At 67.2% G+C, this 14,717-nt stretch carries 9 protein-coding genes and 1 pseudogene; 9 read left to right on the forward strand and 1 reads right to left on the reverse strand.

What is annotated here, in order from left to right:
* The first annotated feature begins 44 nt into the window (after positions 1-44).
* From IPI67_14925 to IPI67_14940, 4 genes are all read left to right on the forward strand, one after another.
* Positions 45-1,070, forward strand: coding sequence for a hypothetical protein (locus IPI67_14925; protein ID MBK7581489.1), 1,026 nt, complete (start codon positions 45-47; stop codon positions 1,068-1,070).
* Entirely contained in the window at positions 1,054-2,364 is a 1,311-nt protein-coding gene (locus tag IPI67_14930; GenBank protein ID MBK7581490.1) for a hypothetical protein, read from the forward strand. The genes IPI67_14925 and IPI67_14930 overlap by 17 nt, the downstream gene beginning before the upstream one ends.
* Positions 2,365-2,590: 226 nt before the next feature.
* Positions 2,591-4,036 carry an FAD-dependent oxidoreductase gene (locus IPI67_14935; GenBank protein MBK7581491.1) on the forward strand — a complete coding sequence of 482 codons (1,446 nt, stop codon included), beginning with the start codon at positions 2,591-2,593 and terminating at the stop codon, positions 4,034-4,036.
* A gap of 196 nt (positions 4,037-4,232) precedes the next feature.
* Positions 4,233-4,658 carry a four helix bundle protein gene (locus IPI67_14940; GenBank protein ID MBK7581492.1) on the forward strand — a complete coding sequence of 142 codons (426 nt, stop codon included), beginning with the start codon at positions 4,233-4,235 and terminating at the stop codon, positions 4,656-4,658.
* 50 nt (positions 4,659-4,708) lie between these two features.
* Here IPI67_14940 and IPI67_14945 read toward each other — a convergent pair whose 3' ends face one another.
* Positions 4,709-8,275: a chitobiase/beta-hexosaminidase C-terminal domain-containing protein gene (locus IPI67_14945; protein ID MBK7581493.1), complete on the reverse strand. Its 3,567-nt coding sequence runs from the start codon at positions 8,273-8,275 to the stop codon at positions 4,709-4,711.
* Positions 8,276-8,635: 360 nt separating this feature from the next.
* Here IPI67_14945 and IPI67_14950 point away from each other — a divergent pair, with 360 nt between their 5' ends.
* The 5 genes and pseudogenes from IPI67_14950 to IPI67_14970 all read left to right on the forward strand — a co-directional run bounded on the left by IPI67_14950 (position 8,636) and on the right by IPI67_14970 (position 14,707).
* The gene (locus IPI67_14950) at positions 8,636-9,757 is read left to right on the forward strand and encodes a hypothetical protein (protein MBK7581494.1); all 1,122 of its coding nucleotides are present in this window, start codon (positions 8,636-8,638) and stop codon (positions 9,755-9,757) included.
* A gap of 69 nt (positions 9,758-9,826) precedes the next feature.
* Positions 9,827-10,527, forward strand: a pseudogene (locus IPI67_14955) (CoA transferase subunit A).
* Between the two features lie 11 nt (positions 10,528-10,538).
* Positions 10,539-11,192, forward strand: a complete 654-nt coding sequence (locus tag IPI67_14960) for a CoA transferase subunit B (GenBank protein ID MBK7581495.1) — start codon at positions 10,539-10,541, stop codon at positions 11,190-11,192.
* 267 nt (positions 11,193-11,459) lie between these two features.
* Entirely contained in the window at positions 11,460-11,903 is a 444-nt protein-coding gene (locus tag IPI67_14965; GenBank protein ID MBK7581496.1) for a hypothetical protein, read from the forward strand.
* 83 nt (positions 11,904-11,986) lie between these two features.
* A complete protein-coding gene (locus tag IPI67_14970) occupies positions 11,987-14,707 on the forward strand; it encodes an SUMF1/EgtB/PvdO family nonheme iron enzyme (GenBank protein MBK7581497.1) in 2,721 nt (906 codons plus the stop codon).
* Positions 14,708-14,717: the final 10 nt, after the last annotated feature.

A 14,717-nucleotide genomic window follows, 5' to 3' on the forward strand; every position in this document is an offset into this window, starting at 1 on the left:
CAAGGGTGAAAGCGGTGCTAGACTCCCCAAGGAAGGTTGAGAGGATGCGACTTCGACGCTTGGGCTCTGCGCTGACCCCCACAGTATTGGCCGTATGCCTGGCGCTCGGCAGCTCGACGCTGCACCCGGCCGTGGCGTTTGCCCAGAGCCCGGCGGAGCTCGCCAAGGCACGCACCCTCTTCAAGGAGGGAGTGAGCCTGGAGGCCGCCGGCGATTGGGCGAGTGCGCTCTCGAAGTTTCAAGAGGTCGGCAAGGTCAAGACCACGCCGGCCGTGCGTTATCACATCGGGCGCTGCAAGGAGCACCTGGGCCGCTTGAACGAGGCGTTGGGCGAATATCGCATCGCCGAGTACGAAGCTCAGGAGGCGAAAGCCAAGGAGCTGGGCGAGATCACGAAAGCCAAGACCGAGCTCGAAGCGCGAGTCCCGAAGCTGACGATCATCCGGGGCAAGGGGGCGGAATCCGCCAAGGTCGAGCTCGATGGCGTTGCGCTCGGCGAGGCCCAGGTGGGCAAGGAGGTCTCGACGGATCCGGGCCCCCATCGGGTCGTCGCCAAGGTGGGTGGCAGTCAGTTCGAGATGACCGTCACTCTGGCCGAGGGCGAGAGCAAGGAGCTCGAGCTGGTGCCGCCGGACGACTTCAACCCAAAGCCCGCCCCGCCGGACGAGCCGAAGCCGGATGAGAAACCCGACCAGGTGGCGCCGGTGAAGATCGAGAAGCGGGGCAAGGGTGCGCTGCCTTACATCATCGGTGGTGTTGGTGTGCTCGGGCTGGCGGGAGCCGGCTATTTCTACACGAAGAAGAAGGATTCTCAGAGCCAGCTGGAGGACTTCTGCCGCCCTGACGGCACCTGTCCGCAGTCGAAGCAGAGCCTGGCTGATGACGGCAAACGCTATGCGCTCTTGACCAATGTCGGGCTCGGCGTCGGCGTCGTGGGGATCGGTGTTGCGGCGGTGCTGCTCTTGAGCGGAGGAGGCTCCGCCGAGAAACCCAAAACTGCCGCTCGCGTTCAGCTCAACGTGCTGCCGGGGCCAGACCTCAAAGGAGTGAACTTTGTCGGTGCGTTCTGAGTGGGGGAGGCGGCTCACGCTCTCGGCTGCGGGCTTGCTCGTCGCCAGCTGCGGTTTTCCGGAGTTCACTTTCGTCGAAGACGGTCAGTTCTACGGGACTGGCGGGGTCGCGGGAGTCGGCGCGACGGGCGGTAGCAGCGTCGGTGCCACGGGCGGAATTGCTGGCGCGGGCGCGACCGGCGGTACGGGTGTGGGCGCGACCGGCGGTACGGGTGTGGGCGCGACCGGCGGTACGGGTGTGGGCGCGACCGGCGGTGGTGGTACGGGCGGCACCGGCGGCGGGGGTGGCCCGGAGAACTGCACCAACGGAGTGGACGACGACGGCGACGGGAAGATCGACTGCGAAGACACGGACTGCCAGGCCGGCTTCACCTGTGCACCGTCCTTGCCCACCGGCTGGGTGGGTCCGGTCGCGATGTTCGAGGGCGCGGCGCCGGCACCGGACTGCCTGCAGTCCGGCGGCTACCCGACGATCAAACAGAACGCGAACTCGACCATCAAGGCGGGCGCTGCCACTTGTCCGACGTGCGCGTGTGATCCCGCGACGGGCGCGCAGTGCACGGCTGACCTCTTCATGTACGACGACACGGCATGCCAAGGGAATTTCTGGACCACCAGCACGAGCCCACCCTACGCACCGACGGCCTTGGTCTCGAGCAGCGGCCAGTGCGTCACCTACTCGCTCTGCCACGGGGCTGACGACGCCGGCACCTACAAACCCACGAGCGTGAACTTCAAGAACCTGCAGGTCAGCGGGGGTACGTGCAGCCCCAAGACCACCGGCACGAAGAACATCGTTGCTCCGACCTGGGACAAGGCCGTGCGCGCCTGCGGGGACGCGTCGGGGGCGGGTAAAGGCTGCGGCACCACGGGCGCCTGCCTGCCCAAACCCAAGGCTCCGTTTGGTACCGGGCTGTGTGTCTACAAAACCGGCGATGTCGCATGTCCTAGCGGCGCGTACTCGCAGAAGAAGCTCAGCTACTTGAACTTCACGGACAACCGCGACTGCGACGCCTGCGCCTGCGGCAGCGCGTCGAGCGGGACGTGCTCCAACCCCAGCTTGAAAATCTACACCGACGCCTGTGTCACCAACGAGCAGACCGTGACGGCGAACGCCTGTGTGCTCGCGAGCAACGACCCGACGACCCAGTCCGGCGGTTGTGCAGGATTCCCGGCGGATACCCGGGGCGCGAAGCTCACGGCGACGGTCAGTGGCGCGACCTGTCCAGCTTCCGGCGGACAAGTGACCGGCAGCGCGGCGCCGACGGAGCCGGTCACGTTCTGCTGTCTGTGACCGCGCGAGCTCGAGTGACCGCGGCTGGCGTCCGCGCTATGGCTGGCACGGCGTGAGTGTTTCCCGCAGGCAGTGGCTGGCCCTGTGCGTCGGTGCGCCGATCGCGACGGCGAGCTGTCGGCGTTCGCCGCGGGAGATCCCCGGTGCGATCGTGGGTGGCAGCGCGAACGTCGGGCATCGTCTGCGCGAGGCGAGCGTCGAGCGCGCCACGGGCGAGAGCCAGCGGGTGAAGGTTGCCGTCGTCGGCTCGGGACCGAGCGGGCTCTCGGCCGCCTGGCGGCTCGAGCGCGCCGGGCTCAAGGACTACGTGGTGCTCGAGCTCGAGTCCCAACCGGGGGGCACCAGCACCTACGGAACCGACGGTGTTGTCCCACACCCGTGGGGCGCTCACTACGTTCCGGTCCCCACGAGCGCCAATCGTGCGCTCGTCGCGCTGCTCGACGAGATGGGAGCGCTCGACGCCCGTGGGCCCGACGGTGAGCCCCGGGGACGGGAGGAGCTCCTGGTGCGCGAGCCCGAGGAGCGTGTGTTCGTGGAGGGCCGCTGGTACGAGGGCCTGTACCCGAGCGCCATTGCTTCGCCCGAGGATCTAGCGGAGCTCGAGCGCTTCCAGCAAGAGATCGCGCGCTGGGTGAGGTTCCGCGACGCGCGGGGTCGGCGTGCGTTTGCATTGCCGCTGCGGCAGTCGAGCGATGACGCGGAGGTGACGGCGCTCGACAAACTGAGCGCCGAGCGCTGGCTGGCCGATCGCGGCCTGACCGGCGCGATCTTGCGCTGGTGGGTCGAGTACGCTTGTCGCGACGACTATGGGTTGTCCCTCGCGGACACGAGCGCGTGGGCGATGCTGTTCTACTTCTGCTCCCGGGTGCCGGCCGCCCGGGTCGAGAGCGCACCGTTCATCGCGTGGCCGGAAGGCAACGGCCGCATCGTGCGGCATCTGGCGGGAGTCGTCGGTTCGCGCCTCTCCACCGGACAGCTGGTGGCGGACGTGGTGCCGGGTGAGAGTGAGGTCGAGCTTTCGGTCTTCGACGTGGGCGCCGGCAGACTGCGCCGCGTCGTGGCAGAACACGTGATCTTGGCGCTGCCGAAGTTCGTCGTGGCGCGAGTGCTCAGGCCGTTCCGCGAGAGTCCGCCCGCGCATCTGGGCGCGTTCGAGTACGGCGCCTGGTGGGTGGCGAATCTACACCTCCGTCGCCGCCCGAAGAGTCCCGGGGACGGCACGGCTTGGGACAACGTGATCTATGGAGGGGCCTCGCTGGGGTATGTCGTCGCGACACACCAGCGCCTCGAGGACCACGGGCCCACGGTGTTCACGTATTACCAGCCGCTCGTGGACCATGAGCCACGTGTGGCGCGAGAGCGCCTGCTCGGCATGGAGCACCCGGCGTTCTGCGCCGAGGTGATGCGGGAGCTCGAGCCCGCGCACGACGGGCTCTCCGAGGCCATCGAACGCATCGACGTCTGGCGCTGGGGCCACGCCATGGTGCGCCCGCGTCCGGGGTTCATCTGGGGCCCGGAGCGCAGGAAGGCGGCCGAGCCGATGGGCCGGCTGCACTTCGCGCACTCGGATCTGTCGGGGGTGGGCCTGTTCGAGGAGGCGCAGGACCATGGGATCCGGGCGGCGGAAGAGGTGCTGCTTGCGCAGGGGCGGACGTTCGAGTCGATGCGTTGAGCAGGGGCAGGAAGAATCGGAGCGGGGGCACGAGCGGGAGCGGGGGCGGGGTGCCGGTTTGTGAACGCGATCGCGGTTGGTGAGTCGCTGGCATGCGCGTGCCAGCTGCGCTGGCGCTGGTGCGTGCAGCGCTCTTGGGAATGAGCTTGGGCGGGGACGCGAGCGATGTTCGGCGGAGGGAGTGTGGCACCGACTGTTGGCTTGGCACCTCGCGGCTGAGCTCGTGCGGCTCGTGTTCGAGATCCGCATCTCGGATGCAGATGACCGGCGCGAGGCGCGGCGGGCCGCCAAGAGCTGTGCACGAAACGTTGCCGAAGGGGCCGGGCGAACGTCTCGCGCTGATAAGGCTCGCGTGTACGCCATCGCTAGGGGCGAGTGCGGTGAGCGCGTCGCAAGTGTCGAGCTCGCCGCGGCCACCGGCGGGTGCTCCGCGGCCGACGTCGCGCGCGTGACCGCGCTCGGGAGTCGCCTCTCCGGCATGCTCTACCGGATGAGCTGGCTCGCCTCGACGTTTCCGCGCCGGCCTCGGCTCGGGGCTCCGCCGCTCCCGCCGCCGCGGCCCGCTCCGGCGGCCCGCTCCCCCCGCGTTTTCAGAACCCCAGACGCGTCTCAGGGAGCATGACTCTCTCGAGCCACGCTCCCTGCGACGACTTACTTACTCAGGTTGTCAGCTCAGAGAGCCTGAGACGAATTCGGCACAGCTGCACCGAGCAGCTCGACGAAGTACGAATCAGACCAGTTCGCCGAGGCGTTCGGCCACGTCGAAACGTAGGCGCTCGCCGCGGCGTTCTGCACGCCACCTGCCATCCACAACACGGTCGGATTGCCGATTGCGGCTCGGGAGAACGAGAACTCCACGTAGTCGCTGGTGCCGCCCGTGTAGCCGAGCGTGACCGGAACGGTCGCGTCGTCTGCCCAAGCGCTGCCCGACCACTTGCGGATCTTCGCAGTGCCGGTGTTGACCACCCACACCAGATGGTAGAGCGACTGGTGTACGACACCCGCGCGCGCTGGTCCGTCATCGGTGGTGGTGCCCGTCACGCCGAAGTACATGTCGACGGTCTGGGTCGAACCGAACGTGAAGCCCTTGTACCCGTAGAAGATGCTGGTGGCATTCCACGACAGGTAGCTGGTGAAGCCAGCACCAGCGGTGCTGAGCGCCTCAGCGGCTGCGGTGAAGTCGTTCGCACCATCGATGGTGATGGTGTGAGCGTAGGGGTTGAACGAGTAGGTCTTCTGCAGGGTCGACCAGGTCATGCCCGGTTTGCACGCGACGACCGAGACGTCGGTCGTGACGTTCAGGTTGGCGACGGGCTTGGCTCCACCGGTGCCGTAGTCCGTGCAGCTCCAACCGGTGCCCAGGTAGGTCATCAGGTTGGCGGCTCCACAGAAGTTCGGCTGAGGCGGAATGCTGGCAGCACCTTCCTTGTGACACAGGGTGTATCCACCACCGGCGATCGGCGCTGGGGTTACCGTCGCGGTCACGGCCTGCGGTGCGTTGTATGTCGTTGCCGGATCGGGTGCCAGCGTGATGGGTCCAACCTGGAGGTTGTACGTCTCGCTGGACAGTGCCGAGGCCGGCAGGCCGTTGTTGCTGCAGGTGACCATCTTCAGAGTTGCAGAGACCGGGATGAACGTCGTGCAACCTCCACCGCCTCCGCAGCCGACGATGGTCGAACCAAATCCGCAGGCCGTCGGCGTGCACGTCGGAGTGGTGCCGTCGAAGGTGTAGCAGAAGAAGTTCGTGTTCGTACCGTGGTACGCCGGGTGGTCGTTGTTCTGGATGGTGCTGGTCGGAGCGTTCTGCACCGTGCCAGAGACGTAGTCGTTGTACGTCCCGCCAACCGGAAGAATGACCGGAGCCTGCAAGAAGTACGAGTAGGTGAACGTGGCGACGTCCGACGGCGTCATCTGTGGCGAGCACGCGATGACCTTGATCGTCGTCTTGGTCGGGTCGACCATGTGGTACCCGGTTCCGAGCATCCCATTGCCACCACCCAGGCAGTCCGGGTTGGTGCCGTTGTTCGTCCAGTAGAACTGGACCGGGGTTGCCTGAACCGTGGCGGACTGCCAGGCGATGCTGGAGCCGATCGGTACCGAACCCGGGGCCGGCGAGCCGGTCGTCAGGGTCGGGGTCGCCACCTTGAGGACGTACGTCGCCGTGGTCGTGGCCGAGATGGTCTTGACCGCGCCCGGATCACAGGCCTTCGCCTTCACGCTCACGTTGGTGGCCTTGACCAGGTCGTTGAACACCAGGCTGTTGCCCGGGCCCGGCGACACGGCGACAGCGGCCGTGCAGGTCGTGGCCGCGTTGTTCGCCGCGCATGCTGCCGTGACCGACGGATCAGTGCCGTCCGTCGTGTAGCAGAGCTTGGCGGTGCGAGCCGTGTCCGAGTTCGCGATGGTCACGTCCACCCAGTCGTTCTGGGTGCTCGTGCCCGGCGTGATCACCGGAGCGGCCATGACGGACGCGGCCTGGTAGGCGGCGCTGCCGGGGGACGAGAGGAAGTTCGTTCCGCCCGTGCCGTCGTCACAACCAATGGCGGACAGCGTGCCGGGCGTCATGACGATGCCGTTGGCTGCGTTGCCGGCCACCTTGGTCAGACCCGAGGCGGTGCAGGTGCAGTCCGGCACGGCCGCGGTCTTGGAGTAGCAGATGAAGCTGTAGGCCTTGCCCGTGCTGCTCTGCGTGATGTTGACCGAGATGTTGCCGGTGCCCGAGTTGACCGGGGTGCCGGTCGGCGGGGTGAACTTCAGCGGGTCGAGCTGCAGCGTGTACGCCGGGCTGGTCGTCACGTCCGAAGCCACGTACTTGAGGCTGCAGGCGATGCTCTTCAGCACGGTGCCGGTCTTGTTGACCGTCATCGGGCTGCCAGCGGTGCCGGTGCACGCGCCTTGGGTTGCTCCACAAGCCGGGGTCGTGCCGTCTGCCGTGGTGCAGGTCCAGGGGGTTCCTGCGCCGGCGTTGGCCGAGTTGCCAATGACCACGGACTGGACGCTGTTGTACGACGCGCCATTCGGGGTCTGCGTCGGGGCAACCAGCTTCCAGCTGTAGTCGGCGGTGTAGATCGCCGAGCCCTTGTAACCAGCCTTGCAGGCGGCGAAGAGCCAGGTCTTGGCGCCGGTGGTGCTGGCGAACGCCCAGTTGACCGGGAGGTTGGCGCCGAGGTTGACGAGCGTGCCGCTGGTGCACGACGGCGGCGTGGCCGGGGTCGTGGTGAAGCGAGCCGTCACCGCGCCGGTGGTCGCCGACGAGAGCAGCGGGTTGTACGCCGTGCTCGTGGTGTCGAAGTCGTACTGGCCCGGGGGCGGTCCGTTCAGCTGCGGGGTCTCGACCTGCAGCGTGTACTTCTGCGCCGGCATCACGCCGTCTTTGGCAGTGCCCTTGCAAGCAACTGCGTTCACGGTCACTTCACCCGTGGCCGCATTGGTGACGCTGCCGTTGATCGGCACCTGAGTCTGCGAGTTGTAGGTCTGGGCCGTGCCCTGGCAGACGCCGTTGCTGCACGTCGGGGTCGAGCCGTCGAGCGTGAAGCAGATGGTCGCGCCGCCCGTGGTCGTGGTCAGCGACAACAGGAAGTCGTTGTTCTGCGTTCCGGCCGCCGGGTTGGGCGTGGGCGCTACGACGTCGGTACCTACCGGCGGCGTGATCGTGTACGTCTCGAAGGCAACCACGGAGTCCGTGAAGCCCGGAGCGTTACACATGGCGCGGATCGTGGTCGGCGCGCTGGTGTTGGTCACCGCGATGGCCGAGCTGTAAACCACGCTGTTCTGGTTCGGGTTCGTCCCGTCCGTCGTGTAGTAGATGGTCGCGCCCGCGGTGGTCGTCGAGATGACGACGCTCTGCGGGTTTGGATACGTACCGCCGACAGGAGCCATGGTCGGGGTCGCGCAGGGATTGTTCTGCGTGCCGCCCGTGCCGCCTGTGCCGCCGCCGCCCGAGCCGGCCACGCCGCCCGAGCCAGCCACGCCGCCCGAGCCAGCGATGCCGCCCGTGCCGCCGCCGCCCGAGCCGGCAATGCCGCCCGTGCCGCCGCCGCCGGTGCCGCCGCCGCCCGTGCCGCCGCCGCCCGTGCCGCCTACGCCCGTGCCGCCGGTGCCAGCATCCGGCTTCTTCGTCGTCGAAGAGCCGCCGTCATCGCCGCAACCGGTGGCCGCGCCACCGAGGGCCATGGTGCCCGCAACGGAGAGCGCGGCGAGAATCCGCACCTTCTCCAAACCCAAGAACGTTGGTTTCATTTAATCCCTGCCTCCATCGCGCGGCGGGCCCAGCTGCCAACCGCAAGCCGTCTACCACTAGTAGACAGCGCGGAGGCATACTGCGGTCTCGGCCACATCACAATAGACAAAGCGTCCGCAAATCTACCCGGTTGACTGGAGATGACCGGTGTCAAGTACGCGAAATGCATGGATCCGTAGGTTCGGGCGTGGAAGTTCCGTTGTTGAGCTGCCGTAACGGAAGCTCGCAAAATCTGGGGTCGTCGGCCGTGTCGCGCCCCAGATCATCGCGCTAATAGAGGAGCGGACCGATGCGACTGTCGACGCTTGCGCGGGGTTTCGAGGGCAGCTTCCGAGCTGAATGCGGGAGGCGAGACTGAATTGAGCGCCGCGATCCGAAACCCGGCCGCACGCGGCCTCTCGCCCGGGCCCTTCTTGTGGAGCCCAACCGCCGATCTCGGACTCTTCGGCGGCAGCGCCTTGTTGGCGTTCGGCGTCGTTGCCCTGGCGCGCTCTCTCGGTGTGGCCCCGGGGCCGCTCCCGGAGTGGGGCTGGCTGGTGTTCGTCGTTGCGGTCGACGTGGCCCACGTGTGGTCGACCTTGTTTCGCACTTACCTGGATCGCGACGAGCTCCGCCGGCACCGCGCGCGCTACAGCCTGATCCCGCTCGGCGCCTGGGCCGCGGGCGTGGCGCTGTATGCCCAGGGGCCGCAGCTCTTCTGGCGAGTGCTCGCGTACATGGCGCTCTTCCATTTCATCCGCCAGCAGGCCGGGTGGGTCGCCGTCTACCGTGCGCGCGCCGCGCAGCGCAGCGCCGTCGATCGCTACATCGACGACGCGGCCGTCTACGCGGCGACGCTCTACCCGACGCTCGTGTGGCACTCGCGGGTGGCCACGACGGATTTCGCTTGGTTCGTGAAGGGCGACTTCATCGATCTCGGCGCGACCGCCGCCAGCGTCTTGCCGGCGGCGCGCTGGCTCTGGATGGGCCTGCTCGTCGTGTTCTGTCTGCGCCAGCTGCTGCTCGCGTGGACGACCGGCGTCTTCCACCTGGGCAAGACCGTGGTCGTGCTCTCGACCGCGGCGGTGTGGTGGTTCGGCATCGTGCACACCAACAGCGACTTCGAGTTCACCGTGACCAACGTGATCGTGCACGGCGTGCCGTACTTCGCGCTGCTCTATGCCTATGCCCGGGCACGCAGGGCCGAAAAGCCGGAGCTCCTGGGCTCGCAGATTGTCGCGGGCGGTGTGGGTGCGTTCCTGGGTCTCCTGCTCTTGCTCGGCTTCATCGAGGAGCTGGCCTGGGACAAACTGATCTGGCACGAGCGCGCCTGGCTGTTCGATACGGGTGGGCTCACGCTGGGCTCGGTTGGCGCGGCGTTGATCGTTCCGCTCCTGGCGTTGCCGCAGGCAACCCACTACGTGCTGGACGGACTGCTCTGGCGCCGAGGCGACACCCGCTCGCGTCCGGCGCAGCGCCGCGCGCTGGGCTTCCCTGGCTGACGCGAATTCGCCGGCGTCTGCCCTCGTGTCTTCCGCTCACGCACGGGTGGTGGTACGCCAGCCCGCGCCATGGACAAGGTAGTGAAGAGCGCGCGCGACGCGGTAGCCGACATCGGGGACGGAGCCACAGTGCTGGCCGGTGGTTTCGGTTGTGTGGCATTCCGGAGCTGGCCATCGCGGCCCTCCGGGAAAAGGGCTCCAAGAACCTGACCTTCGTCAGCAACAACTGTGGCGTGGACGGGTTCGGGCTCGGCATCCTGCTCGACAACAAACAGATCAGACGCATGGTCTCGAGCTACGTCGGCGAGAACAAGGAGTTCGAACGGCAGTTCTTGTCGGGTGAGCTCGAGGTCGAGCTGGTGCCGCAGGGCACCCTCGCGGAGCGACTGCGGGCCGGCGGCGCCGGCATCCCTGCGTTCTACACGCCCGCCGGCTTTGGCACCAAGGTGGCCGAAGGCAAGGAGACCCGCGAGTTCGACGGTCGCATGTTCGTCATGGAGCGCGGCATCGTCGGCGACTTTGCCATCGTAAAGGCGTGGAAGGCCGATCGCTACGGCAACCTGTGTTACCGGCTCACGGCGCAGAACTTCAACCCGCTGGTGGCGATGGCCGGCAAGATCACCATCGCCGAAGTGGAAGAGCTGGTCGAGGTCGGGCAGCTGGATCCGAACGACGTTCACACCCCCGGGGTCTTCGTGCAGCGTGTGGTCGTCGGCAACGGCGCCCACGAAAAACGCATCGAACGCCGGACTACCCGCCAAGCGAGCTGAGGAGCCAGAAGATGCTGACGCGAGAACAGATTGCACAGCGCGCCGCCCAGGAGCTCCGGGACGGCTACTACGTGAACCTCGGCATCGGCATGCCGACGTTGGTCGCCAACTACATTCCGGCCGGCGTCGAGGTGATGCTGCAGAGTGAAAATGGGCTGCTCGGCATCGGCCCGTACCCGCTCGAGGGTGAAGAGGACGCGGATCTGATCAACGCCGGCAAAGAGACGGTGACGATGCTGCCGGGCTCGAGCATCTTCGACAGCGCCACCAGCTTTGCGATGATCCGCGGTGGCCACGTCGATCTGGCCATCTTGGGCGCGATGGAGGTCAGCAAGGACGGCGATCTCGCCAACTGGATGATCCCCGGCAAAATGGTGAAGGGCATGGGCGGGGCCATGGATCTGGTGCACGGCGCCAAGCGCGTGGTCGTGATCATGGATCACGCGGCCAAGAACGGCTCACCGAAGATCCTGAACCAGTGCGCGCTGCCCCTCACTGGCAAGGGCGTCGTGCACCGCGTCATCACCGACCTGTGTGTGCTCGACGTGCGCGACGACAAGCTGGTGCTGGTGGAGCTCGCACCTGGGGTCAGCGCAGAAGACGTGCAGCAGAAGACCGAGCCGAAGCTCGAGCTTGCGGCAGATTTGCGCGAAATGAAGCTGTGAACTCCGGCCTGCGGCAGACCGCTGGCGCACGTCGCACACACCGGCCGCACGTGTAGGCGAGCAGGTTCTGCCTCCGCACATGCAACGCGCTGCCGCGTCGGAGTGAGTGAACGTGTGCGCCAGGGCGCGACCGGCAGAACCTCGACTCGTGAGGGCGCTGGGCTGGAGAAGCGTTTGACGAGGACCGCGAAAATACCGTAGAGTTCTTCATAGTATCAGGCGATCTCGCCGCTCAACACGCAGTCATCAACGGAGACGACACCGACCATGCCGACCAAGAAGCTGACCAGCACTCTCGCCGCTGTTTGTGTGCTCACCCTGGCAGGGGTCGGCAGCTCGGCACCACCCAAGAGCGGCAAGGTGCGCATGCAAGACTTCGTCGAGAAGACGAACCTTTTGCTCGGCTACCCGGACGGTCCCCCCCAGACTCCCCCGGGATATTACCGGCGCGTCCTGGCAACGTTGCACTTGCATGGGATTGGTGGCCCGCTCTATCCCCCGAATCCGTGCAACAACCTGATCAAGGTGTACAACGTGATCATCGACAAGGTGCCCGAAGGGCCAGCTCGCCAGCACGCCACGGACGCGGTGCTCCGCAACATGGCGCGCAAGCAGTGCTGCGTGGATCTGGTGCGCGATGGCTCGGTGGACGAGACGCAGGAGCCGGCGACAATCCTGTCGCTGCGGCCGGTGCTCTGCAGCGCGCAGTAGGCGCCGACGTATCGGCATGACCTCGAGGCCCGCTCACGAGCGGGCCTCCTGGTTTTTGTGCGCTGGTGATAACCTCGACGGCGATGAAGCTCAAGAACGCCCGTGAGCTCGCCATCGAGGCGCTCGCCCGTGGGCTCATGAGCCCGGAGGAGCTCTGGGAGATTGCGCGGGCGTCGGATCCCGACGCGCCGGCGGAGAAGGTGTTCGCCGCAGCGTTGCCCAAAGACCGAGTCGTCGCGCTGACCGAACAGGCCGAGCGCGCCCCGATCGCTACCTTGCAAGCCTTCCCGGAGCTGGCACCGCCGGCCCCATCGGAGCGCCACACGGTGCGCGGGATGGAGAGCCGGGCGTCGGCGAGCGCTGAGCTCGGCACGGGACCGTCGAGTCGAGAGATCAGCAAGCTGCCCGGCCGCTTCGAAGGTCCGCGCTACTCACCGGTAGAGACCCTGGGCAGCGGGGGCATGGGCAAGGTCGTCGCGGCGCTCGACCGCGAGATCGGGCGCATCGTCGCGCTGAAGACGATGCAGAACCCGGAGCCGGATCGGCCGATGATCCGGCGCTTCCTTCAGGAAGCGCGCATCACGGCCCAGCTCGAGCACCCGAACATCGTGCCGGTCTACGACCTGGGCGCGCTCGAAGCAGACAAACCCTACTACACGATGCGCGTCGTCAAGAAGCAGTCGCTCGGCGACGTCCTGGATCGACCCGTGTTGCGCGAGCAGTGGCCGATGGTTCGCCTGCTGGGCGCGTTCGTTCAAGTGTGCCGAGCGCTGGCTTATGCCCATGCTCGTGGTGTGCTTCACGGCGACATCAAGCCGGACAACATCTTGCTCGGCGATTTCGGCGAAGTCTATTTGGCCGACTGGGGCCTCGCGAAGGTGCACCGGGACAGCGCCGTGCGCCAACAGCTGAAGGGCTCCCAACCGCCGCCGGCGTTCGGATCGCCCACCGGCGGCACCCCGGGTTACCTCGCGCCCGAGGTTGCCCTCGGGCATTGGAGTGAGGTCGACCAGCGCAGTGATCTCTTCGCGCTCGGGGTGATCCTCTACGAGATCCTCACCGGCAAACACCCGTTTGGTTTTGCGGCGGATGCCAAGACACTGATCGCGACGTACGAAAAGGGCGCAGTCCCGCCCCGGCAGATCGTGAGCAATTGCCCACTCCTGCTCGAAGACCTGTGCCTGCACTTGATGCTGACGGCGCCGGGTGATCGCCCGAAGACCGCACACCTGGTGGCGGAGCGGGTGGAGGAGTTCCTCGAGGGTGCGAAGGAGCGCGAGCGGCGACGCGAAGAGGCGCTCAAGCTGTGTGAGCAGGCGGCCGAACCCGTGCGGCGCTTTCAGGAGCTGGAGACCGAACAGCGACAGCTCAGCGCGGTGGCGAGGGATGTGGCCAAGGACATCCCGAGCTGGGAGTCCGTGGAGAAGAAGCGCGCCGCGTGGCGTATCGAAGATCGCGTGGCCGAGGCCGACCGCGAAGGAGCCCTGGCGCTGGCTCAAGCCATCGAGCTCTACACCAAGGCACTGGGCTACGACTCGGAGTGCGGGCCCGCGCACGCTGGGTTGGCGGGGCTGTACTGGTCCCGCGCCGTATCCGCGGAACGCGAACGCCGCCCCGCCGCGCAGATCTACTACGAGGCCCTGGTGCTCGAGCACGACAGCGGGCAGTTCGGTGCGTTGATCCGCGCGGACGCGCGGCTGGACCTGAGCTCGAACCCGCCGGGTGCCCAGGTATTCGCGCAGCGCTACGTCGAGCAAGACCGGGTTCAGGTCGCCGGGCCCGAGCGTTTTCTCGGGCGGACGCCCTTCTCGGACGTCCGGCTCGAGCCGGGCAGTTACCTGGTCGTGCTCAAGGCTCCCGGTTTTCGCGATGTGCGTTACCCAGTGTCGCTCGGAAGGGGCGGACGCCACGACGCCTACGTCACGCTGTATCGCGACGACGAAATCGGTACGGGGTTCATCCATGTCCCCGGCGGCACCGCCCCGCTCGGAGGAGATCCGGATGCCATCGATCCACTGCAGCGGCGCGACGTGGCGGTGGCGGATTTTGCCATCGCGGAGTTTCCGGTGACGCTCCGGGACTACTGCGACTACCTGGACGATCTCGCGGCGACCGACCTGGAACTCGCGCTCCGGCGGGCGCCGCACGACATGCGGGGTTCCGAAGGCATGGTCGTGCAACGCGGCCACGATGGAAGGTTCGAGCCAAACTCCGAGAGCATCATCGAGGGAGAGGCCCTCAAGATGTTTCCACCGGCGGACGGGCACCTGTGGAAAGTCCCCGTGCATTTGGTGGACTGGTTCGACGCCCGCGCGTACTGCCGATGGCTCGCGACGCGGCTCGGCGCGCCGATTCGGCTGCCGACGGAGGTCGAGTGGGAAAAGGCAGCCCGCGGTGTGGACGGGCGCTTTTTTCCTTGGGGTGATCGCTTCGACGCAACGTTCTGCAAGATGCGCGATTCGCGGCCGTTCTTGCAGCAGCCAGAACCCGTGGGGTCGTTTGCGAAGGACGTGTCCCCGTACGGTGTGCGTGACATGGCCGGCGGGATGCGGGAGTGGGTCGGCGACATCCACGGCGAGAAGTCCGCGTCGGACCTCGACCGGGAGGTGGAGCCTGACCCGAGCACCGGCCGCGGGGAGTCCGGTTTCCGCATGGTGCGCTCGGGGCTCTGGAGCGGAGACGCGAGCTGGGCTCGCGCGGCGTCGCGCGGCGGCTTGTACGCCCTCACCCGTGGTACGGGCCTGAGCTTTCGCATCGCGAAGGATCTGCCGCGGCGGAGCTCGAGCTCGCGGCCGAAGGTCTGAGTCTGGATCG

It is taken from the genome of Myxococcales bacterium (assembly GCA_016706225.1).
Taxonomy (GTDB): Bacteria; Myxococcota_A; Polyangia; order Polyangiales; family Polyangiaceae; genus JADJKB01.

Bases quoted from the DNA above. Each gene is read 5' to 3' on its own strand.
- IPI67_14925 (MBK7581489.1), top strand. From the start codon at position 45: ATGCGACTTCGACGCTTGGGCTCTGCGCTGACCCCCACAGTATTGGCC.
- IPI67_14945 (MBK7581493.1), bottom strand. From the start codon at position 8,275: ATGAAACCAACGTTCTTGGGTTTGGAGAAGGTGCGGATTCTCGCCGCG.
- IPI67_14960 (MBK7581495.1), top strand. From the start codon at position 10,539: ATGCTGACGCGAGAACAGATTGCACAGCGCGCCGCCCAGGAGCTCCGG.
- IPI67_14965 (MBK7581496.1), top strand. From the start codon at position 11,460: ATGCCGACCAAGAAGCTGACCAGCACTCTCGCCGCTGTTTGTGTGCTC.
- IPI67_14970 (MBK7581497.1), top strand. From the start codon at position 11,987: ATGAAGCTCAAGAACGCCCGTGAGCTCGCCATCGAGGCGCTCGCCCGT.